General features: G+C 36.2%; 25 protein-coding genes and 2 pseudogenes. 17 read left to right on the top strand and 10 right to left on the bottom strand.

Annotation, left to right across the window (positions count from 1 at the left end; translation table 11 throughout):
• Positions 1-90: 90 nt before the first annotated feature.
• On the bottom strand, positions 91-363 hold the full coding sequence (locus ACAW68_11390; GenBank protein XGA17040.1) for a hypothetical protein: 273 nt from the start codon (positions 361-363) through the stop codon (positions 91-93).
• A gap of 471 nt (positions 364-834) precedes the next feature.
• Here ACAW68_11390 and ACAW68_11385 point away from each other — a divergent pair, with 471 nt between their 5' ends.
• Positions 835-1,260 (top strand): Hsp20/alpha crystallin family protein, encoded by a 426-nt coding sequence (locus tag ACAW68_11385; protein ID XGA17039.1) that lies wholly within the window; start codon positions 835-837, stop codon positions 1,258-1,260.
• Between the two features lie 295 nt (positions 1,261-1,555).
• Here ACAW68_11385 and ACAW68_11380 read toward each other — a convergent pair.
• Together ACAW68_11380 and ACAW68_11375 are read right to left on the bottom strand one after the other, a co-directional pair.
• Positions 1,556-2,020 (bottom strand): annotated as a pseudogene (locus ACAW68_11380) (tyrosine-type recombinase/integrase).
• A gap of 978 nt (positions 2,021-2,998) precedes the next feature.
• Positions 2,999-3,865: an SDR family oxidoreductase gene (locus ACAW68_11375; GenBank protein ID XGA17038.1), complete on the bottom strand. Its 867-nt coding sequence runs from the start codon at positions 3,863-3,865 to the stop codon at positions 2,999-3,001.
• A 709-nt stretch (positions 3,866-4,574) separates the two neighbouring features.
• Here ACAW68_11375 and ACAW68_11370 point away from each other — a divergent pair.
• The 4 genes and pseudogenes from ACAW68_11370 (at position 4,575) to ACAW68_11355 (ending at position 6,422) form a co-directional block, all read left to right on the top strand.
• Positions 4,575-4,709, top strand: a complete 135-nt coding sequence (locus ACAW68_11370; GenBank protein XGA17037.1) for a hypothetical protein — start codon at positions 4,575-4,577, stop codon at positions 4,707-4,709.
• A gap of 61 nt (positions 4,710-4,770) precedes the next feature.
• Complete coding sequence (locus ACAW68_11365; GenBank protein XGA17036.1) at positions 4,771-4,941, top strand: hypothetical protein; 171 nt, start codon at positions 4,771-4,773, stop codon at positions 4,939-4,941.
• A pseudogene (locus tag ACAW68_11360) lies at positions 4,914-5,021 on the top strand (hypothetical protein). Before ACAW68_11365 ends, ACAW68_11360 begins: the two are co-directional and overlap by 28 nt.
• Positions 5,022-5,471: 450 nt before the next feature.
• On the top strand, positions 5,472-6,422 hold the full coding sequence (locus ACAW68_11355; protein XGA17065.1) for a magnesium transporter CorA family protein: 951 nt from the start codon (positions 5,472-5,474) through the stop codon (positions 6,420-6,422).
• Between the two features lie 289 nt (positions 6,423-6,711).
• On the opposite strand, the gene ACAW68_11350 is transcribed toward ACAW68_11355, so the two are convergent.
• Together ACAW68_11350 and ACAW68_11345 are read right to left on the bottom strand one after the other, a co-directional pair.
• Positions 6,712-7,875, bottom strand: coding sequence for a glycosyltransferase (locus ACAW68_11350; GenBank protein XGA17064.1), 1,164 nt, complete (start codon positions 7,873-7,875; stop codon positions 6,712-6,714).
• Between the two features lie 264 nt (positions 7,876-8,139).
• A complete protein-coding gene (locus ACAW68_11345; GenBank protein XGA17063.1) occupies positions 8,140-8,556 on the bottom strand; it encodes an IS30 family transposase in 417 nt (138 codons plus the stop codon).
• An 801-nt stretch (positions 8,557-9,357) separates the two neighbouring features.
• On the opposite strand from ACAW68_11345, the gene ACAW68_11340 reads away from it, so the two are divergent.
• From ACAW68_11340 to ACAW68_11330, 3 genes are all read left to right on the top strand, one after another.
• The gene (locus ACAW68_11340) at positions 9,358-11,121 is read left to right on the top strand and encodes an oleate hydratase (GenBank protein XGA17062.1); all 1,764 of its coding nucleotides are present in this window, start codon (positions 9,358-9,360) and stop codon (positions 11,119-11,121) included.
• A 257-nt stretch (positions 11,122-11,378) separates the two neighbouring features.
• On the top strand, positions 11,379-11,567 hold the full coding sequence (locus tag ACAW68_11335) for a DUF2316 family protein (protein ID XGA17061.1): 189 nt from the start codon (positions 11,379-11,381) through the stop codon (positions 11,565-11,567).
• 13 nt (positions 11,568-11,580) lie between these two features.
• On the top strand, positions 11,581-11,691 hold the full coding sequence (locus tag ACAW68_11330; GenBank protein XGA17060.1) for a DUF2316 family protein: 111 nt from the start codon (positions 11,581-11,583) through the stop codon (positions 11,689-11,691).
• A 330-nt stretch (positions 11,692-12,021) separates the two neighbouring features.
• On the opposite strand, the gene ACAW68_11325 is transcribed toward ACAW68_11330, so the two are convergent.
• The 3 genes from ACAW68_11325 to ACAW68_11315 all read right to left on the bottom strand — a co-directional run bounded on the left by ACAW68_11325 (position 12,022) and on the right by ACAW68_11315 (position 14,520).
• Positions 12,022-13,356: an FAD-dependent oxidoreductase gene (locus tag ACAW68_11325; protein ID XGA17059.1), complete on the bottom strand. Its 1,335-nt coding sequence runs from the start codon at positions 13,354-13,356 to the stop codon at positions 12,022-12,024.
• A gap of 532 nt (positions 13,357-13,888) precedes the next feature.
• Entirely contained in the window at positions 13,889-14,173 is a 285-nt protein-coding gene (locus ACAW68_11320; protein ID XGA17058.1) for a helix-turn-helix domain-containing protein, read from the bottom strand.
• Complete coding sequence (locus ACAW68_11315; protein XGA17057.1) at positions 14,170-14,520, bottom strand: type II toxin-antitoxin system RelE/ParE family toxin; 351 nt, start codon at positions 14,518-14,520, stop codon at positions 14,170-14,172. The genes ACAW68_11320 and ACAW68_11315 overlap by 4 nt, the downstream gene beginning before the upstream one ends.
• Before the next feature lie 60 nt (positions 14,521-14,580).
• Between ACAW68_11315 and ACAW68_11310 the strand changes: the two genes are divergently transcribed.
• The 9 genes from ACAW68_11310 (at position 14,581) to ACAW68_11270 (ending at position 19,153) form a co-directional block, all read left to right on the top strand.
• Entirely contained in the window at positions 14,581-15,171 is a 591-nt protein-coding gene (locus ACAW68_11310) for a site-specific integrase (protein ID XGA17056.1), read from the top strand.
• Positions 15,172-15,240: 69 nt separating this feature from the next.
• Complete coding sequence (locus tag ACAW68_11305) at positions 15,241-15,420, top strand: hypothetical protein (protein XGA17055.1); 180 nt, start codon at positions 15,241-15,243, stop codon at positions 15,418-15,420.
• A complete protein-coding gene (locus ACAW68_11300) occupies positions 15,417-15,707 on the top strand; it encodes a hypothetical protein (protein XGA17054.1) in 291 nt (96 codons plus the stop codon). The genes ACAW68_11305 and ACAW68_11300 overlap by 4 nt, the downstream gene beginning before the upstream one ends.
• A 41-nt stretch (positions 15,708-15,748) precedes the next feature.
• Positions 15,749-16,108 (top strand): hypothetical protein, encoded by a 360-nt coding sequence (locus ACAW68_11295; protein XGA17053.1) that lies wholly within the window; start codon positions 15,749-15,751, stop codon positions 16,106-16,108.
• A 1,304-nt stretch (positions 16,109-17,412) separates the two neighbouring features.
• A complete protein-coding gene (locus tag ACAW68_11290; GenBank protein ID XGA17052.1) occupies positions 17,413-17,658 on the top strand; it encodes a GlsB/YeaQ/YmgE family stress response membrane protein in 246 nt (81 codons plus the stop codon).
• 27 nt (positions 17,659-17,685) lie between these two features.
• Positions 17,686-18,240: an alkaline shock response membrane anchor protein AmaP gene (gene amaP / locus ACAW68_11285; protein ID XGA17051.1), complete on the top strand. Its 555-nt coding sequence runs from the start codon at positions 17,686-17,688 to the stop codon at positions 18,238-18,240.
• Between the two features lie 19 nt (positions 18,241-18,259).
• A complete protein-coding gene (locus ACAW68_11280) occupies positions 18,260-18,454 on the top strand; it encodes a hypothetical protein (protein ID XGA17050.1) in 195 nt (64 codons plus the stop codon).
• Between the two features lie 17 nt (positions 18,455-18,471).
• Positions 18,472-18,978 (top strand): Asp23/Gls24 family envelope stress response protein, encoded by a 507-nt coding sequence (locus ACAW68_11275; GenBank protein ID XGA17049.1) that lies wholly within the window; start codon positions 18,472-18,474, stop codon positions 18,976-18,978.
• 40 nt (positions 18,979-19,018) lie between these two features.
• Positions 19,019-19,153, top strand: a complete 135-nt coding sequence (locus tag ACAW68_11270; protein XGA17048.1) for a hypothetical protein — start codon at positions 19,019-19,021, stop codon at positions 19,151-19,153.
• 371 nt (positions 19,154-19,524) lie between these two features.
• Here ACAW68_11270 and ACAW68_11265 read toward each other — a convergent pair whose 3' ends face one another.
• Positions 19,525-19,782 carry a hypothetical protein gene (locus ACAW68_11265; GenBank protein XGA17047.1) on the bottom strand — a complete coding sequence of 86 codons (258 nt, stop codon included), beginning with the start codon at positions 19,780-19,782 and terminating at the stop codon, positions 19,525-19,527.
• Between the two features lie 110 nt (positions 19,783-19,892).
• The gene (locus ACAW68_11260; protein XGA17046.1) at positions 19,893-20,684 is read right to left on the bottom strand and encodes a ParA family protein; all 792 of its coding nucleotides are present in this window, start codon (positions 20,682-20,684) and stop codon (positions 19,893-19,895) included.

Below are 20,684 nucleotides of genomic sequence, written 5' to 3'. Positions count from 1 at the left end.
AGATAAACTGCTTATATTTGAATTTCTTTTGAAAACATACAAAAACCCCATGAGTTAGATTTGCTCCAACTCATGGGGTTCAGTTCACTTTTATAACATTCGTAATCCTAGTCCGAAGCCATTCAAAATACCACGGCGATTCACCATCGAAATAAGTTTTGTAACCGATGTAGGAACACCTTGATGTGATTTACGAACTACTTTTGAGATACCATCAGTAAAGCGAGGAATTTCAAGGCCTTTCAACTGATTTTTGGCTAATTTTTCTTGATAAGTTCTTAAAAAAACTCCTAATTCACTGTCTCTACCTACGTCATTAATGGCTAAAGTGAATTGATTTAATAAATCTTTTTTTTGGCTCATTTTTCGGCCTTTCTTAGTATAAGTATTTGTAACGATTACCATCCATGAATGGAATTGATGAACTCATTTCCAAGTGCACGACCTGTTTTTGTTTGCATAGTAACTTAACCTCCTGTTAGTTGTTATTATATGCACTAAATTTTATTATCAACCAAACAATCACTTCTATAATTATAGACCCTAAATAAGTTCATATCTGAATAATCGATGTTATGTCTACTCCCTTTGGTATAGGTATTTTATGTGTGAATTTTTCCTGCTAGATAAGCCATAGGATCATATCTCGCAGTTTAATAATTTCTTATTTCCAGAAAATCATCAATGGTATTTTTGCTTCCCCGAGTGCTGATTGTCCGTTATCGTCAGGTAGTCTTCAAATAAAAAAAGAGAGACAATGTGACCTTAATTTTGACATATATAATTTTTGGGACTATAACAGAATTGTAGAAAGAGATATCGGAGGTACGAATTATGTCATATGATATGTTGCGACGTTTTGACTCTAATGGTGTTTTTGATTTCTTAGATCATTCAATGCACCCTTGGTTTAATCAACAGCTAACAAATCAAACTATTCAAACCGACGTGGAAGAGCGTGATGATCGCTTTATTGTTTCAGCGGAATTACCTGGTGTAGAAAAACAAGCAATTCAGATGACCTACAAGAACGATCAACTCTTGTTGAGCGCCAAGCGTGATGAGTTTGAGGACCATGCTGATTCTCAAGGTAATCTGTTACAAAGCGAGCGAATTCGCGGCACATTATCACGAGCTTATTATCTACCTGGAGTGGATGTTGCCAAGATTAATGCACAATTTAAGAATGGGGTATTGACCGTAGACATGCCTAAGGTTGCTGGTGGAGACTCTGCCGGTACAATGATTCAAATTAATTAAGTTAGTTTGAGTTTTCCGACTCCATGTTACGGCACACACGTTCATAATTTAGATAAAGTCCAGTCACACACCGGATAAGAAGTTCTGTAATAAAAAGCAGTGGATCAAATATTTGATCCACTGCTTTTTATATTTTTTAACAATATAATAATTGAGCAAAATATCGACACTATATCTGGTTAACTGCTCTGTATAAAATCGATGTTATGTCTACTCCCTTTGGTTGAGGTGATCTTTTTGAATCTTTTAAGAAATTATAGCTGCTAATGCAGCACCAGTCCGTGTTGTAGTTTTACTGTGTATAGACACGATAAGCGCCTGTTTTACGCATGGGGTGCGTGCCTAAATAGTTGATACCTAGTAGATCACCAACACGCGCTATCACTTTATAAAACTGTTTCTCGGTGATATGGCGATCATGATGATCTATCGAGGGGAATAACCACTCAGAATTGATATTTTCTTGGACCAGCCAATCATGATATTACAACAAGTCTTGCTGAACAGGCTTTAAATATAACGTGTTTGCTTTACCGGTCTTTTTATCATGAATAAAGGCTGTATTTTTGACAGAGCCGTCTGGATTATAGACATCTGATTTTTTTAATGTCATGACATCACTCACACGTAGTAGCGTGGCCTTACCAACTTGAAAAACGGTGTAATTTCGGCGACCAGCACGGACACTATCGAGAAGTGTATCTTGTACCATTTTTAAGATGTCGGTGTCTTTGATGGGTAGGACAATTTGTTGCACCATGATTCATATATACCTTTCTGAAAATAATTAATTAAATTGTTTAATAATCTAAGGCAATGCGCAGAATATGCCCCTATAATCCACATATAACTACGTTGATTTCTGGACAACATAGTTATATACACAAAAAAGCTAGTCACAATCCAACAAAGGGGCGTGACTAGCTTTTTTTGTACATGTACTTAAAATTTTATGTTAAAAATTATACTATAGGTTAGGTTAACTGGATACTTACGGGTTATTTTTTATCATTCTAACTTGTGAAAAAGTCAAAAAAGACGTAAAACATAGTGTTTCTTGATGAGCTATGTTGTATTATTTAGCAATCATATTAGTCACACTTGCATTATTTTGTTATTAAGTTAGCACTAATTTAGTGCTATTATAAAAACAACCCTATTAATATTTAATTATAAAAATTTTAATAGAAATTTTATCTTTTGAGTTTATTTTGTTACACTTATTAAGTATCAAGTATACAGTATTAGGTAATCAGGGAGGCCACTATGACTAAAGATAGTACGAAAAAAGATAAGAATGAAGAAGAAGATATTTCATTCAGCCCTCAGAAAGAAGTTAAGGGTAAGCCAGAACCGGCAGATTATAAAAAAGCAGATTGATTTTGATTAATCGGCAAGCAACCCTTAAATGTTACGCTAATCTTAACTAAGATAAAAGCAGCTAAATTTGTAAAAATTTAGCTGCTTTTTTTGTCAATTTATCGGTTGACAATTAAGAATGATCAACGTTGGATATTAAAATATCTATCGATAGATAATAAACTAGGCGACTCTTACTTTATTTTCCCTTTTTAATGGTCTTAATGACTTGGTATAAACTTATTAAGAGTTGGAATAAAGTTAATAGGTTTAACACTTTATTTCTCGAAATTTTTTGCTTATTTATACTCATTCTTTAGCACCCTCTATACTTTGGATAAAATTAGAATTCTCGCGTAGATATAAGAAAGAAACTTAATTAAATTAGCCCCCCCGTAACATTGATAGATGTAGCTGTTATATAACTAGCCTCATCTGAAGCCAGAAAAACATATGCTCCGGCTACTTCAGAGGGTTGCCCGGCTCTACCTAGGGGAGTATCCTTACCAAACGTAGGTATATTTTCTGCTAATTGTCCCCCTGCCACTTGCAACGGTGTCCAAATAGGACCTGGAGCAACACTATTGACACGAATGCCTCGCTGAGCTAATTGTTTTGCTAACCCAAACGTTGTATTTTTAATTGCAGCCTTAGTCCCTGCATAATCAATTAAATATGCTGAAGGATCTTCTGCTTGAATAGAGTTAGTTGTTATGATGCTACTGCCGTTTGGCATATATTTTAATGCCTCCCTGACTAACCAAATTAAGCTGAAAACATTTGTAGTATAGGTATCTATCATCTGACCTGTAGATATAGTAGTGATATCTGTATTAGCTTGTTGCTTACCGGCTACTAATACTAAAGTATCTATCTTATTCATCGATAGTACAGTTTGTTTCACTAATTCTTTGATAAATGCTTCGTCTTTCAAATCTCCGGGAACTAGTTCTACTTTACGACCCAAAGATTCAATAATTCGTCTAACATCTTGTGCATCACTTTCTTCTTCTGGAAGATAATTTAATACAAGATCAGCGCCTTCATTCGCATATGCTATAGCTACCGCCCTACCAATGCCTGAATCAGCACCGGTTATTAAGACTTTCTTTCCCCTAAGTCGATTACATCCGGCATAAGTTGTGGATCCGTCATCTGGTTGTGGCGACATTTTACTTTGTAAACCCGGCTCAGGCTGATGCTGTTTAGGAAATTTAAAACCATCATCATGTTGCATTTTAGTCATTATTAACTATCCTCCATGATCGAATACGTGCATTCACCTGTTACTTGAATGTAGACTATTAATTCAAAAGATTCTATCAACTAGCTATATAGGTATAGGTTAGTAATTAAATTATAACACTTATAGAATATAAGCTTACACAAATGCCCAATATGGCCCATTTAATTCTAATTATGAAATATGAAGAGATGTCATGAGTTGTCAAATTAAATTGAAATTTTCGTATAGAGTGAGATGAAAAAATAACTGGATGTAATGGTATATATGTCAGTGTCAACAAGCTAAAATAAAAAAGGCGATAATTTAATATACCTGAGCTAAACCCCGTAAGTTGGAGTAAATTTAACTTACGGGGTTTTGTTATGTTTTCAAAAGAAGTACAACTTGAAGAAATAAGCATGTATCTAAAGGGCGTGCCACCTGATTAGATCCGGAGGAAGTTTGGAATCAAAGGTGCCCCACCATTCTTAACCGGCTAACCAACATTAAGATGCTTGGATCTGAAGGTTTGAATAATTCAAATCGAAGCAAGACAAACCATGCTTACTACTGTGAAATCAAGGTTATAAGATGGCGATCAGAACACCGCGCTTCTCTACCAGTAACGGCAAAGAAATTCCATTTGAGGAATGCTTCTCTAATATGGCAGTGAGAATGTGCTTTAGAGTCTGGTCGTCTAAAACCTGATAAACGAAGGCGGAAATGAACAATGAACAAGCCAGAACAAGACAAATTCAAGAAGCTAGAAGAGAATGAGCTACTTCGCATTAAGGTCTCCTATCTGGAAAAATTCGAGGCCTTAGTGCCAGAAAAGAAGAAATTACAAACCAAGACAAAGCGGTAGTAACCACTGTTCTAAGGCATAATTGAAGGGCAAGTTGAGGTTACTTCTTCAAGTGGCTGAGATGTCTAGCAGTAGTTATCACGATGTGTCCAAGCGTGCGTACAAGGAGTATCCACGTGAGTTAATCGACGTGATTACATCAATCCGTGGTGATAACTTGAGTATGGTTATCGTCGTGTCACACAAGAACTACGTCATCGTGGCTTCAATACCAACCATAAGGTTGTACTGAAAATCATGGAGATGAATGGGAATATCTGTACTGCCTTCAAACATGGCGCTGATGTACAATTCTTACGCGGGCACTGTTAGTCACATATCACCAAATCGTGTTAGCCGTCGGTTCACGACGGACCGTCCATATCAAAATGTTTTCACTGACGTCACGGAAGTCTGCTTGGGATCAGGCACAATGGCAGAACGCGCTTAGATAACGCAATGGCCGAAACCATCTTGAAGGTGGTCGCTGGTACACAACAATCGCCGGAAAAGCTCCAGTTCAATACCGAAATCTTTCCGATCAGTTAATCGCTTAAACGTCACTCCATTTTTTTGGTTCATTTCAATAATAATTGAAGGGTTATAATTACAAATTAGATAATACATTAGAAGCTGGAGACAAGATTGTCTAGATAATGTGTGAGATAAAATTTTTGGCAGGTTATCATACATAAGACAAAATGTTTTTAAAACTGATAACGTATTTATTTCACAACAATTACGCATTTATTTTTGAGAAAAATATAAAGCTGGAGGATTACAATGCTGAAAACTTATTCTTTAACAAAAGATACATTATTGGTTTCGTCAGAATCAAATATCAAAAATTCTTCTGTTGTTTATGTTTATGGTGACGAACGAGAATATATCGAATCTTTTGAACATAAATATGACTTTAAAATAGGCAATATACTAACGTTTGATGATCGAGTTGCATATGACACGATGATAGATCAGAACGATGCAAAAAGTTTGCTCGTAAGTTTTTTGTTACCCGAGGTACATGAAGGTGTGCATCTAGATAATATGACGACATCTGTTGTTTTCGTGGTATTTAAAAATAAGTTGATAATTTTTACAAAACAAAAATTAAAATTCATTCCCGAACTCTTATCCAATATGGTTTTACGTGATGTCGATAATTTCGTGGAGGAAGTACTTTTAAAGATTATGCAAAAAGATTTCTATGTGATGCTTAACGACCTTCGTGGAGTCAAGGAAAAAATTGATGATTTAGACTCAGAAATATCAACGTCCGGTCCACTCAGACCAACGTTTGGTGAATTATTAACTCTTCAAAAATACATGATATCTTTGTCAACAACCTATGACGCTAATCACAAAGCGCTGGATTTCATTAAAAAAAATTTCACAACTATTAATGATATTGATTTTACCACCAAGAAAATAATTGATGAGATATACGATACAAACGACACAATGGATAGAATTATTTCAGGTTACAGCCAATATTTGGATGATTTGGAAGATATGATAAACAATATGATTTCGTATCAGCTGAACATGATTATGAAAACTCTAACAGAGATATCAATCATTTTGACTATTCCAGCGATTATTTTTGGTTTTTGGGGAATCAATGTCGATGTTCCGTTTGAAAAATCTTCTTATGGTGTTTTTGCTGTGCTGATTATCTCTGTTATACTAAGCCTAATTTGCTGGTTTTTGTTGCGACGCAAAACATATTTGTAAAGTATTTGTGATACCCTAATATGATTTAACCCGGATTATTCATCAAGACAAACAAAATGCTCCTATGCTATTAGTTTACAAGGCAGAAGAAAATCTGTCCGTAAATCTAGCATAAGAGCAATCTGTTCTTGATGTTTTTTATTGTCCCAAATTTGTAATAAAAGTGGCTATCTTGATTTTAAAACGCGCGGTTTGAACATAATAAGATTTTTGTCGATTATTCCAAAGCTTATTTTCCCAGAAAAAAAGCCCGGCGACAAGCGCCGAGCTAGCTTCACAGTCAGTTTTTTTAGGATTTGACCACATCGACATTAGCATACAGGTTTGCAATGATCGCCAGCATGTCTTTTTCAGTTCGATCCCAGCCAATCGTTTTAAGAAAGGCTTGACCATTTTGAACTTGGTTGCTGATCGTGTCGGGGTTGGCACAAGCATTTGCAAGCGTTTTGGCCAGATCTCGTTCATCAAGATGACTGGCAAAATAGGTCCCGTCTTTTAAGAAGTAGCTTCCTGTGCCTTCCTTAAAATCAATGAGTGGCAGGCCAGTGCTCATCATTTCATAAGGGACAAGCGAAAAATTGGTCATAGATGGCGCAATCCCGAAATCAGCACTTTGGTAAAGTCGATTTAATTCCGGGGGAGTCAGCTTACCAAGGTTTTCACCATTGATGAAGCGTTTGCTGCGGTCGGTACCGAAGTATTGAATTTTGAGATCGATTCCTTTGGCGCGCAGTAACTGGCGGCAATTTTCGAGGACAATCTGAATGTTGATGGGTGCGCGCCGCGGGCTGCTCCACTTGGTATAGACAGCAAGCTTGATTTGTTTTTTTTGTTCATAAGGTCCCATGTCGCGTTCCTTGAATGGATATCGTGCGACATCGACAGGAAAGTTAATCACATCAATAGGGCTGTGAACCTTGCAATGCATGGTGATCATGTGGGCACACCATGGACCAAGCGATACCATGTGCAGACCTAGACTGTAAGTTCGTCGCGCCATCTGATAGCGATCGCCATATGGATAGAAATACGGTTCGTAATCTTGAACAAAATACATTTTGTACCCTGGTTTGTTCTTGATCACATAAACGGATTCCCATAACGTGGCGGCCCAAATATCGGAACAATGGGACTCAAGTTCGCCCATTGGCAGACAGGTTCCTTTGTAACCGGGATAATTAAATTCAGCATTCTGAATCATTTCGTCTTGGCTTTGTGGGACATAGCTTAAATAGTAGACATCGTAACCGGCGTTGGCCAGCAGCGTACCTAGATGCAGCATCGTTGTTTGACCGCCATCAAAACCGATAATGCCAGTTGTGACAAATGTGATCCGATTACCACGCGGTTTCGTTTGATCGGCTGGTTGATTATTAAAATATTTCAAAATCTGATCATATTGATGAATACTGCCATCAGGGACATCACTAAACTTAGTTTTTGCAGGTTTCAAAACGAGTCCTCCTTGTATGATTAATGGTACTTTGTGTCGCTTTAGGCGTTGCTTAAATTTGAGTAGAAAAAGAAGAGCGGACTAATGTCATCTCGCGTTTTGTGTGACGATCCGTGTAGGCTCAAGCAGCGTACAAAAGCGGCTACTTTATTTTAGTTTACATAATAACCGTAGACTTCTTTTTCCCAAATTGCAAGAACAAGTTAGCCGGGGGTGTTGAGACACTTCCAAGAACAGCCTGTTATCTTATGAGTGGTTCATTGTTTAGCTTACGTGTTGTGCTGAACGCTGAGTCCGGCGCACTTCGGTCTCAAAACACTCCTGGGGGCCACGGTAGTCTAGCTTTCTCCGGGGAAGCCCGTTAAGACGGTCTTGGGTAGCCAACACCTGGCTGGGACTAACATCATCCAGCGACTCGCCTTTTGGGTAGTCACGTCTAATCATGCGATTGTGGGCCTCGTTGGAGCCGCGATCGCATGAGGTGTATGAATGCGCGTAGAAGATGTCTGTATCTGTGTCCTCAAAGGCCTTATTCAGAGTCGAGAACTCCGGGCCAGTGTCTGCGGTAACCGTGCGCAGACAGTCACCCCACTCAAGCTTGATTTCTCGTAACGCAAACTCCACAGAGTCGGAGTCTCGGCCGTCGATCAGTATATGAACGGCCTTGATTGTGCATCTCAACAAGAGACTGCTTAAATTCTTTTTTTATCGAATCATATTAAAAAATGCTCCTATGCTATTAGTTTACAGAGCAGAAGAAAATCTGTCCGTAAATCTAGCATAAGAGCATTCATTTAAAAAACTTTATTTATATTCTTCCGTATTTTGTATCTGATGAAACTGTTCACTTATTCCGATATGAAGTTAAAAAAGGTTATTGTATATGAGCCACACTAAAAAAGTTCCTAATAAGCATATACAAAGATTAGAAAAGCAACTAGGTATTTATATTTTTGATTCTTAGATCACTTTTTGTTATAGGGTCTATAATTACATAATCGCCCCTTACAAATGCTATTAAAACAGCCCCCGTTATCTACCTAGGAGATAACGGGGGCTGTTTTTTTTTTATGAATAATAATACCCCGTTAATGTCGCTACATTTTTCGTAACTTTATAATCAGACTGTTATATATGAATTATGATACGATGCAACAAATTTGCCTGCTAATTGGAGACTCCCAACTTTCAAAACCACACCGATTATTCATGGTGATTGCAGCCACTAAAGTGACTGTTTCACTTTAGTGGCTATTTTTTGAAAGCGTTTTCTCTTAGTGCTATGATTAACCTATTAAATCATTGATAGGAGGAAACATATTTATAAAAATGTAACTGTTGCAGGTGGTGGCATTTCAGGTGAGCAAGTTGCCTTTCAAAGTCAGTTCATGGGATTTTATGAACATCCTAACCCTGAATACCAACAAGAGTCATTTTAAAAATAGAGTACATCAACATAAAGCGTAGTAAGAGGAGGCAATTATGCGATATTCTAACGGAAATTATGAAGCTTTTGCACGTCCAAGAAAGCCCAAAAATGTGGATCAAAAATCAGCGTATATTATTGGAGGAGGGCTGGCCGGATTGGCGACCGCTGTTTTCTTGGTGCGCGATGGACAAATGTCCGGGGAAAAAATTCATATATATGAGGAATTGCCTACTCCGGGTGGATCGTTAGATGGAGAAAAGCGTGCCAATATCGGCTTTGTGACACGCGGTGGTCGAGAAATGGAAAATCATTTTGAAACTATGTGGGACATGTATCGATCAATTCCTTCTTTAGAAATTGAAGACGCCTCTTACTTAGATGAATTTTATTGGCTAGATAAAGATGATCCAAATTCATCTAATACTCGCCTAATTTATAATCGGGGACAACGCGTCCCAACGGATGGCCTGTATACTTTGGATGAAAAATCTAAAGAATTAATAGATTTAGTTTTAACTCCTGAGTCAAAACTGGGTAAGACGACTATTGAGGAATTTTTCTCAAATGAGTTCTTTGAAAGTAATTTTTGGATGTACTGGGCAACCATGTTTGCTTTTGAAAAGTGGCATTCTGCAGTTGAGATGCGTCGATACACGATGCGATTTATTCATCATATTGATGGACTACCTGATTTTAGCGCCCTAAAGTTCAATAGGTACAATCAGTATGAGTCTATGGTTCTACCAATTATAAAGTATTTAGAGTCATATAATGTCGAATTCATCTATGATACACAAGTTAATAATGTTGTGGTAGATTTTGAAAATGACGAAAAAATTGCAAAAAAACTCGTGATCCAGGACGGTGATGATGTTAGCCTATCACGTGATGATCTTGTATTCGTTACAAATGGTTCTATTACAGAAAGTTCAACATATGGGAGCCATGATAAACCCGCTCCTATATCAAAAGAGTTGGGTGGTAGTTGGACACTGTGGAAGAATCTGGCAGAACAATCTAATGATTTCGGTCATCCAGAAGTATTCTATGATAACCTACCTGAAAAAAGTTGGTTCGTGTCAGCGACAGCCACTATAAAATCACCAGAAATTGAACCCTACATTGAACGTCTCACCAATCGTGATTTGCATGATCACAAAATTAATAGTGGTGGAATCATTACCATAACCGATTCGAACTGGTTGATGAGTTTTGCTGTTCACAGGCAGCCACATTTCAAAGAACAAAAAGAAAATGAAACAATTGTATGGATATATGGACTGTATTCAGATACCAAAGGAAATTTTGTTGATAAGACCATTGTAGAAAGTTCTGGTGAAGAAATTACTCAAGAACTCCTTTATCACCTTGGTGTCCCTGAGACAAAAATCAAACAATTGTCTAACCAAAACAATATAAATACCGTTCCAGTATTTATGCCATTTATTACATCATACTTTATGCCCCGTGTTGCGGGTGATAGGCCAGATATTGTTCCTAAGGGATCTGTTAATCTAGCCTTTATTGGTAATTTCGCAGAGTCACCTAGTAATGACACTGTATTTACTACCGAATATTCAATTAGAACTGCCATGGAATCTGTATATACTTTACTTGAAGTTGAACGTGCTGTTCCTGAAGTTTATGGATCCATTTATGATATTCGAGAACTACTTAAAGCCATCTACTACATGGGAGATAAAAAAACCATTGATGAGGCTAATTTAGGAATTCCAAAATTAGCTAAAGTAGCTCTAAAAAAGAAGATAAATGGAACGTTTATCGAAGAGTTACTTAAAGAAAGTAAATTACTATAAAACATGATACCTGTGAGCACTTTCTAAAGTGTCAACAATGTTCGCTAATTGTACATAGCGAACATATATTATAATGTGACGTATTTTGCTAGTAATGACCTATTAATTTTGGGAAAAGACTCGATGACTTATATGTCATCGAGTCTTTTTATAACTACATATTTTTTAAGAAAAAAGCTGATTATAGGGTGCTTGTATGCATAAGTAATATTGGTGATGTCCTACTCTTGTGGAACATTAGCTAAACCTTTATCAGCATGATTTTAATAGCGAAAGAGAGGAATAAAATGTCTTTAAATTTTATAGAGCGTATCAATACTAGTAAAGAACTTCGTCAAAATCTAAAATTAAGTCATTTGACTATTGAACATGCAGCCATTGACTTAAATACTTCTGTACAAAAAGACAATCAAATAAATATTAGAACCAGATCACGTCTCACCTGAAGATCCTTGGATTTTGAAAGAATATTTATCGAATAAGCTACAAAGCCAAAGAATAATTGGCTATCCCTATTCAAAACTAGTTGGTGACTTTCGTGATTATTGGTTTTTGGATACAAAAAAATAGCCAACCAGCAACTATCAAAATAATTACAGACAAAAATGATCTTATACTCAAAAAATTCTCCATTTTTTAAGTATAAGATCATCTTTTTTCGTTTTATTTTATGTGGTTAATCTCACACCAGCTTGCCCCAGAGGATAGCGTTCTGCATGACATGCTCTCACTGAAGGTGATCATACAATGATAAATTGCCATGTCACGGCGTGACCCATTGGTGCAATGTATCATGTACCCCCTCAAAAAAACACTAGGGTATACTGAAGTGCCATAAAAAAGTTAGGCATTTAGATAAGACCTTGAGTATTTTTGTTTTAATTTGTTATAAATGATTTATTAAATTTGATCAAACAAATCATTTAATGCTTCCGTCATTGTTGGATGCGTGTATATTTGATCGCGCAAAGTCTCAGCTGAAAGATGATTTTGCATCGCTAGACTAATGATATTAATCGTCTCAAATGATTCCTCAGCATAAATAGTTGTACCCAAAATTTGATGTGTCTGTGGATCTATTAATGCTTTATAGCTACCTCTTGGATTACCAATTACTTGTGTCTTAGGAACACTAGCTGCTGGCATCTTCAGTACTTTATAATCAATGCCTGCCTCATTCAGCTGTGCCTCTGTTTTTCCGACACTACTAATAGCCGGATTTAGAAAAATAGTATTCGCAAATACTGGTCGATTTAAACGACTTCGTGTCTTATCGCCATATAGATGATTAGCCATAATACGCCAATCATCTAACGAAATATACGTGAATTGTGGCCCGCCGGTAACATCACCTAAAGCATAGACATCTTTAGCATCTGTTTCTAGTATATCATTGACTAAAATTTCACCGTGTCTACCTGTTTTAATACTAGTTCTTTCTAGGTGCAAATCGGTCACATTAGCTTTACGTCCCGTAGCAACTAATAACCCATCGGCCTGTATATTTTTAATCCCTTTTGGTGTGCTTATAGTTAATGTAACACCATCTAGTGTATCATTTACACCAGTTAAGTTGCTTTCTAACAAAAAGGATACACCATCCTCCTCTAAATCATTTTTAGCTTGTTCGGCAATTTCAGGCTCAAAGTGTCCTAAAATCTTAGATGATTTATCAATGATGGTCACATGGCTACCAAATTGTGCATACATTGATGCAAATTCCAAGCCAATTGGTCCACTACCAAGAATAACTAATTCCTTTAATTGTTTATCTTTTACAAGTAAGTCTGTGGACGAATAAACATGTTTACTAGCAAGCAATCCATCAATATTAGGCCAAATTGGTGTTGCTCCTGTATTAATAAAAATACGATCTGCAGTTAAAGTTTCCTGCCCTGAGTTATCAGATACTCGTACCGTATGGTCATCCAAAAATTCAGCAGTAGCTGTTAAAACAGTGGCTTCTTGTAAATCAGCCACCTTATGGTAATTTTTATTACGTAGCATTGCTGTTAGGGCATTTTTCTTTTTTAAAGCGACTTCATATTCTATACCCCGGTGGGCATTAATAATCATGTTTTTAGTCGGTAAACAAGCAACATTGATACAAGTCCCGCCATACATGTTGGGATCCTTTTCAATAATTAATACTTCTTCACCGTGTTTTGCAAGTGTTCCTGCAAGTGTTTTACCCGCTTTTCCAAATCCAATAATAATATTACTAAAATGTTTCATTATTCACCTTGCTATTCAAGAATTTAATGATGTGATCGAATCACAAATCAGGATTTAAAATAATTAAGTAATTAAAATTATTTAGAAATAATTTTTGAATCTAATTCCCAATTTGGATGTTATTTTTTGTACAAGATTATTGCAGCAATGTTCTGATATTTTCATACTCTGATTCCCCTCAATCAATTATATATAATTCAATTCTTTTAACGCAAATTTATTGTCCATATCAGGATCCAAGATAAGGCAAGCAGGTGTGAATTTTTAATGGATTATCAAAAAGAAAGGTGTTTGAATTAGCTGTTTCTTTAATTGATACCGACAATCCCCTCAATATCAGACGGTTTATTTATCAAAGGAATGTTTGCTTCTTTAAAGTGGATGACAACATTCTATTTTAGAAATTGCAGATGGTAAATTATCTAAAAGGGGCGATAATTAAATCGCCCCTTTGAAAACTGATTAAAACAGCCCCCATTATCTAGTGACTAGATAATGGGGGCTGTTTTTTTGTTTAATGTTATAATAGCTTTTAAAATGCTGGACTAAATTGAATGGTCAATCGTTGGTTTGTTGCTTGGGCGATCTCGGATAGTATCTTTGTTGAAGCATTCATCGAACCATTTTCAATGCGTGCAATCGTTGATTGTGGTTTACCAATCAAACTGGCAAATTCACGTTGGCTCAACCCCATATTTTCACGAAGGTCGCGAACTTTCACTGCTACCTCTAAATTGATATTTTCTTGCTCAACAATTTGTGAAAATTCAGGATTGTTTCTACTACGTTCGGCAACGTATGCATCAAGTTTACTCATTGATTTTCCTCCTTATTCAAATACTGACTGCGTCTATTCCGAGCGATTTGCTTTTCATTTTCAGGTGTCTTTTGCGTTTTTTTCGTGAAAGCGTTAGTAATAATGTATTGACTACCTTTGACTTGAAAGTAAATAGCCCTTTGAATGTTTGAAGATCGTTTAGAACGAATTTCATAGAGATTATTTTCTAGCTTTTTTACCCATAATTGTCTTTCCGCAACTAAGAGGCCATTATTTTCAATATTCTGAATAGTTGCGATTAATTTGGCAGCATCTTTATCAGGTAATTGATCTAAGAACTGTTCAAATTCAGCCCAATCGTAATAATCAAACTCAAATTTTTCCATAACAATATGATAGCAGATACGCTATCATAAATCAAATTATTAACTTTAAAGGAGTAGCTAATGGTGCAACAAATTGTTCTGCCTATCAAAGACTCTAATGTCTTAAAAATGGTACAAGACACCCTATTAGATAGTTTTCGGGCGGGTCGCCGTAACTACACCATCTTTCAAGTTGGCAAAGCCACCCTGCTGCGGGTGAGTGATGTCATGACGTTAAAGAAATCAGATATCTATAATCCAGATGGCTCTGTTAAAAACACGGCCTTTATTCATGATAAAAAGACGGGTAAAGCGAACACGTTATATTTAAAGCCCGTGCAACAAGACTTGCTGCAATATCATGATTGGCTAGTCCAACAGAATATCAATTCGGATTGGTTATTCCCCTCAACCGCCCATCCAGATCGTCATATCACTGAGAAACAGTTTTATAAGATCATGGCACGCGTTGGTGATCTATTAGGCATCAACTATTTAGGCACACACACCATGCGTAAAACAGGCGCTTACCGCGTCTATACGCAGTCAAATTACAACATTGGTTTAGTTATGCACCTATTGAATCATTCTAGTGAGGCAATGACACTGACTTATCTTGGGTTAGATCAAGCAAGTCGCGAAACAATGTTAGATCAAATTGATTTTGGGTAATACCGCCAACTAATCTCCTTAAATTAGACCGCATTTGCTCATTTTGACGCCACCATGGAGGTATTTTTAATGACTAGGATTACTAAGACTCAATTAGATCGCATCATTACAGCGTCAGATAAACAAGGCCCTGATACAGCTAGTCATACTTATTCTGCAGACGCCTTTGATGCAACCATGGACAACACCGGTGATACTGACTTGCTGGGTTATCTATTACTCGATCATTATTTTGGTGATGAATCATGACTAATTTTGATGAATATATGACCAATACTAATTTGGCCTTACAAGCTATTATTCGCTATGATGACGGCCGTGAAATCCGTGTGTTTAATGTGAAAGATAAACGGTGCTGTGTGTTTATTCAAAATGATAATGAGCATTTCTGGTTACTACGTGAACGTATCTTAGAACCGCCCATGCTACACAACATCACGGAAGCGATGTATCAGGCTGGTATCTATGATAATTATTACCATCTAAGCGTTGAAGTATTTCATGGCGATGATAGTAAAGTTTACTATCATCGGTGAAAATTTTATCTTGTAACCATGCCACATTAGGAGGACTATTCATGGAATTAGATTTAAGTAATAACGCATATGATATTTTAAATGATTGGCATCCCAATGCGGCTAAGGAAGAATTAACGGCAAAACTCACAAAACAAGTGTTAGTTGAGAAAGAGCAGTTACCAAAACTTTTATCACGAGAAGATTTAAAAGAACGTTGGGAGATGAACTCACGGCAAAGCGTACATCAGGTTGCGACCAGACCCGATTTCCCAGCACCAATTTTAACTTTTAATCATGGTAAAACACTCCTGTACTTAGAAACGGAAATACAAATTTTCGAAGTCAATCATCCGTGGTTAATTATGATGAGTGCCCGGTTATCTTATAGCCATTGGATCCTTCATAATGTGATTAATTAATGGTTGGCGTTAGCCTTCTGATACAAGGAAAAACCAAGGATGAAAGCCTTGGCAAACTACTCTTGACAGGTGTCAAGAGTATAAGTGCGCATTGTCAGCACAAGGCTGACTGGTGGCAATAAAATCTTGGCTAGATCTTACGAGTTAAAATAGCCGACTATATAAATATACGAGACCCAAAATTTTTTGTTCTTAGCGCCGTTAGCGTTGGATTCCGACACAACTTAATCTTGCTGTAATTCACTTTCCAATGCTAATACTTTTTGTTTCTCTTTTGATTTTTTGTGAACGATCGTTCACTTTTTTCCTTAGACACCTTTAGTGATCTTCAACCTTAACGAATTCAAATCGCTCTGTGTGTACGGTATATTAAGTTCTACACCATCTCATTTTTTTCAACCATAGAGCATCTTTCTAGATATCCCCGAACAGATTTACTCACCTGTTTGGGGTTTTCTTTACAAAAAAGTGTTTTTTGTCAGCAGGCGTGTTGGTAACCACTAAAAGTAACTCCCTAAGGACACCATTTTCGATGACGTAATATAACATATCGTTCCTTTGTATACATGGTTAGCTATTACATGTCGACTCAATTAAAGGTGTTCTAAAAATATGATTTAAAATTTTAAACAGTATAGAAAAGTACATGGATCCAAAGTTGAACCAGAACGCTCTTTATTTTTATATGAACGTAGGTAAAGAGATTTTATCTTAATTGAAGGTAAGAGTTTCTTGATTGCATCAGAGTTAATCACTCATGCATGGGCCTCATCGGTTTTTGTCTCTAAATGTCCTTCACATCATCAGAATAAATACAATACATAATAAGATAATACGCGCCCGAAATTATGATACGCAAAAACCATCTTAGGTATGATTCATGTATTGAATGTACACTGGTCCACTATAATCATACGGAAGGTCCAGGCGCCCCTAGAACTAGTTGGAATATTTATTTAAAAGCAATCAATATAAATAATCAACTTGTTGCACAAATTTCCTCATATGGATAAATGTTTTAACTCCCGATCAGCTGATACAGACATAAACAGGTTCCATATCTCAGCCATAGTAACCAATAGATGTAGATTCGCTAAAAGTGATCGTTGTCTTAATGATTACCGTTATCATATGCTGATTAACTCGACCGAATAAAATACATAGGATTGGCTTTTAGTATCTTTATATATGAAGTTTGAACATACACAAGGCATATTAGTTTGTATATTTTGAAAATGGTGATATTCTCTAAGCAAGAAACTTATACAGAAAGTTTCAATCTTTATATTTCAGGGGGATATATCATGATTTGGTCACTAATTGTTGGTGCTGTAATTGGAGCGGTAGCTGGAGCTATTACAAATCGTGGAGAGTCAATGGGATGGATCAGTAATATTTTAGCTGGTTTGATTGGTTCTTCAATTGGACAAGGTGTTTTGGGACATTGGGGCCCTAGTTTAGCTGGAATGGCAATTTTCCCATCAATTATTGGAGCAGTTATTTTAGTTTTGATTGTGTCTGCAATTTTTGGTATTAAGGCAAAAAAGTAGCACTATATCGTACTAAGGGGGCATGCTATGAAGAGATTGTACAAGGTGTTACTTGTTATTATTCTTCTAATTTACTTAATTAGTATTTCTACGATAATCTGGCCCGATATAATTACCAAAATACTTTCGTTTTTAGATCATATTAATTTACACAGTTCGCTAAGCGAGCAAATGTTACTTAGATATAATGAGCTATTTATTCTAGGATTAACTAGTGTAATTTTAATTGTTGTAATAGCGTTGCCTCGGCAAAGAAAATCTATTTTGTTAATTAACTCAGGGAAAGGCACACTATCTTTGGGAAATGAGGGGATCAGCAGTTTTATTAAGACACAGTTATCCGGCGAAGGATTAAGTAATATTCAAGTCAATATCAAAAACACTAAACATATTAAGCGTTTCAACGTTACCGCAGATTCTGAATATAAAAAATCGATTATATCTGATTTGCCACGAGTAGAAAAAAACTTAACTGATAGCTTGAGAAACTTACTATCTGGGGTTGATAAATCACCTATTCGAGTAAATATAAAGGTAAATCAATCTAATAAGCGTAATAATAAGGCATCGCGAGTTATTTAATTTTAGGAGTTTATCGAGTATGGATCGTAAACAGACAGTAGTTTTTTTAAGTAGCTTAATTGGTTTTGTAATTACTATTTTATTAATTCAATTTGGCTTTATAAAAACGATACTAGTAGTTTTTATAACAGGAATGTTCGGTTTATTAGGCCTTTTGTTTGATAATAATCGTATCCAATTAAGTAAACTGTTACATGACATTTTTAATAAATAATGCGGGGGGATAAATTTATGACTACGGAAAATAAGACACTAACACAGGAGACTGTAGCTCCTAAAGGACAATTGACGTTTGATGATAAAGTAATCCAAAAGATTGTTGGTTATGCAATTGAAAATGTATCAGGATTGCTAGGCGTAGATGGCGGCTTTGTAGCTAATATTAAGAATAAAATCGTTAATAGTGATAATCCAACTGATGGAATTGATGTAGAGGTTGGTAAAGAGCAAGTAGCTGTTGATTTGAATATTGTGATGGAGTTTGGCCATAACGCACATGATGTCTATAAAGAAATCAGTAAGGTTGTAGCAAAACAGATAGAAGAAGCAACAAGTCTTACTCTAGTGGAGCTGAATGTTAAAGTGATCGATATTCAGACAAAATCAGAATTCGAAGAATCACAAGTAACCATACAGGATCGTGTAACCGATGCTGGAAAATCAGTTCAAGATAAAGCCACGGCAGGAATTGATAAGGTGAAATCTGTTACCGATTCAGATGATGCTCGAGTACAATAACTACACCTGTTATCTTCATATGGAAGAAGGTCATTGATTAATGGTTAACACTATATTAAAAGTCGCTGCTGTAACATCACTTGTATTGGGTGGTATTGTTGTTGCAGCCACAGTTTTTACGGCAAAAGCAATTGATAATGCTGGAGACAACTTAGGTAAAAAAATACACAATTAATTATATATAAAAAGGCTTCACCTTAATTAAAGGTGAATGAACTGAACCCCATGAGTTGGAGTAAATCTAACTCATGGGGTTTTCGTATGTTTTCAAAAGAAATTCAAATAGAAGCGGTTTGTCTGTATCTCAAAGGTGTACCGACCGTTGAAATACGCAAGAAATTCGGAATTAAGGGATCAGCAACGCTTGGAATCTGGGTAAAATCCATAAAGCGTGACGGAATATACGGAATTAAAGATTCCCATAGAAAACAGACAAGTTATCCGTATTCCTTTAAACTCAAGGTAATTAATTGGCGACTTACACATCACGCGTCTTATCCCGTGGCAGCGCCCCAAATATTTTCGCCCTGTGACTTACACCCTATTCTACAATTCACTTATCAAGGCATTTAGGAACTTAGACGCTGATTTAAATCCCTTTTCTTTTGCAACCGCATCTAATCGCCTACGAACACTCGGTTGCAAAGTAAACGTGTAATGTTTAGTAGTCTCATTTTCATCTTCATTATTCACTGGCACTTTCAAAACAGATTCATTATCCAAACTATCGTTTGCTTGCTTTTCAGATTCAACGCCCTTACGTACTGCCTGTCTTAGTTGTTCATTCTTCGGATTAAATGCCATTATAAATTCTCCTTACCAGTTATGATTAGGCGTATAAAACGCAATGTATAAACAGTACATATACACTATATGTATACGTATAAACAGTATGTATACATACTGTTTATACATTATAAGTTTTTAGTAATATTAGCGAAAACGTTATCCATTTCCTCGAAAAACTCACGATTCTTAAGGAAAGTGCTATGGTCTTGCTTCATAGTTGATAACGATTCTTTATCAAGAGTTGTTCGGTTGAACAGTTCTTTTGACGGAACAATTCCAATTACAGATTCTTCATCTTTAATTGACTCCAGTAACTCATGTGAAGATTTAGTATTGTGTTTAATAATGTTGGCAACAAAATAAAGTTGCGCTGTCACATATGATTTGCGTGATTGAAAATCAATTGCTTCTTCACGTAATTCTTTTAATCGTTCTTCCAAATTAAATTTGGCATTATATCCGTGTTCACTTGGAATAATTGGACTAATAATCGCATGACTGATAATCGCTGCATTTCTAGTAGCGATTGAAAAATCAGGGTGTGTATCAAGGATAATATAATCAAATCGTCCTAAATTTAAACAATCAAAATTATCACTTAACCACATGTAAAGCAGCATATTCTTATTGGTTTTATTTTCGATTTCTCGTTCCACATCATCTAGATGCAAGTCACCAGCAATAAGGCTGATATTATCACTAACATCATGAATATCTACCTGTCCTTGACCAGAAAATATATTTGCAACTGTATTTTCAGTGGCATAGATATTATACGTTTGGCTCAAATTGCTTTGGTGGTCTAAGTCCATAAATAGGACTTGATTTCCATGTTCGGCCAGCCACTCCCCATAGTTGAAAGCCAATGTAGTCTTACCTACTCCACCTTTGATCGCTGAAAACGTAAGTATCTTCAT

This window comes from Weissella confusa, from assembly GCA_041871065.1.
GTDB lineage: Bacteria > Bacillota > Bacilli > Lactobacillales > Lactobacillaceae > Weissella > Weissella confusa_A.
This window is presented reverse-complemented; position numbering and strand designations above follow the sequence as displayed.

What these genes read in the sequence shown, in the direction of transcription:
- ACAW68_11265 (XGA17047.1), bottom strand. Translation starts at nt 19,782, where the DNA reads ATGGCATTTAATCCGAAGAATGAACAACTAAGACAGGCAGTACGTAAG.
- ACAW68_11275 (XGA17049.1), top strand. Translation starts at nt 18,472, where the DNA reads ATGACTACGGAAAATAAGACACTAACACAGGAGACTGTAGCTCCTAAA.
- ACAW68_11370 (XGA17037.1), top strand. Translation starts at nt 4,575, where the DNA reads ATGAACAAGCCAGAACAAGACAAATTCAAGAAGCTAGAAGAGAATGAG.
- ACAW68_11290 (XGA17052.1), top strand. Translation starts at nt 17,413, where the DNA reads ATGATTTGGTCACTAATTGTTGGTGCTGTAATTGGAGCGGTAGCTGGA.
- ACAW68_11385 (XGA17039.1), top strand. Translation starts at nt 835, where the DNA reads ATGTCATATGATATGTTGCGACGTTTTGACTCTAATGGTGTTTTTGAT.
- ACAW68_11375 (XGA17038.1), bottom strand. Translation starts at nt 3,865, where the DNA reads ATGACTAAAATGCAACATGATGATGGTTTTAAATTTCCTAAACAGCAT.
- ACAW68_11260 (XGA17046.1), bottom strand. Translation starts at nt 20,684, where the DNA reads ATGAAGATACTTACGTTTTCAGCGATCAAAGGTGGAGTAGGTAAGACT.
- amaP (XGA17051.1), top strand. Translation starts at nt 17,686, where the DNA reads ATGAAGAGATTGTACAAGGTGTTACTTGTTATTATTCTTCTAATTTAC.
- ACAW68_11300 (XGA17054.1), top strand. Translation starts at nt 15,417, where the DNA reads ATGACTAATTTTGATGAATATATGACCAATACTAATTTGGCCTTACAA.
- ACAW68_11325 (XGA17059.1), bottom strand. Translation starts at nt 13,356, where the DNA reads ATGAAACATTTTAGTAATATTATTATTGGATTTGGAAAAGCGGGTAAA.
- ACAW68_11355 (XGA17065.1), top strand. Translation starts at nt 5,472, where the DNA reads ATGCTGAAAACTTATTCTTTAACAAAAGATACATTATTGGTTTCGTCA.
- ACAW68_11335 (XGA17061.1), top strand. Translation starts at nt 11,379, where the DNA reads ATGATTTTAATAGCGAAAGAGAGGAATAAAATGTCTTTAAATTTTATA.
- ACAW68_11365 (XGA17036.1), top strand. Translation starts at nt 4,771, where the DNA reads ATGTCTAGCAGTAGTTATCACGATGTGTCCAAGCGTGCGTACAAGGAG.
- ACAW68_11340 (XGA17062.1), top strand. Translation starts at nt 9,358, where the DNA reads ATGCGATATTCTAACGGAAATTATGAAGCTTTTGCACGTCCAAGAAAG.
- ACAW68_11315 (XGA17057.1), bottom strand. Translation starts at nt 14,520, where the DNA reads ATGGAAAAATTTGAGTTTGATTATTACGATTGGGCTGAATTTGAACAG.
- ACAW68_11270 (XGA17048.1), top strand. Translation starts at nt 19,019, where the DNA reads ATGGTTAACACTATATTAAAAGTCGCTGCTGTAACATCACTTGTATTG.
- ACAW68_11280 (XGA17050.1), top strand. Translation starts at nt 18,260, where the DNA reads ATGGATCGTAAACAGACAGTAGTTTTTTTAAGTAGCTTAATTGGTTTT.
- ACAW68_11295 (XGA17053.1), top strand. Translation starts at nt 15,749, where the DNA reads ATGGAATTAGATTTAAGTAATAACGCATATGATATTTTAAATGATTGG.
- ACAW68_11390 (XGA17040.1), bottom strand. Translation starts at nt 363, where the DNA reads ATGAGCCAAAAAAAAGATTTATTAAATCAATTCACTTTAGCCATTAAT.
- ACAW68_11320 (XGA17058.1), bottom strand. Translation starts at nt 14,173, where the DNA reads ATGAGTAAACTTGATGCATACGTTGCCGAACGTAGTAGAAACAATCCT.
- ACAW68_11310 (XGA17056.1), top strand. Translation starts at nt 14,581, where the DNA reads ATGGTGCAACAAATTGTTCTGCCTATCAAAGACTCTAATGTCTTAAAA.
- ACAW68_11305 (XGA17055.1), top strand. Translation starts at nt 15,241, where the DNA reads ATGACTAGGATTACTAAGACTCAATTAGATCGCATCATTACAGCGTCA.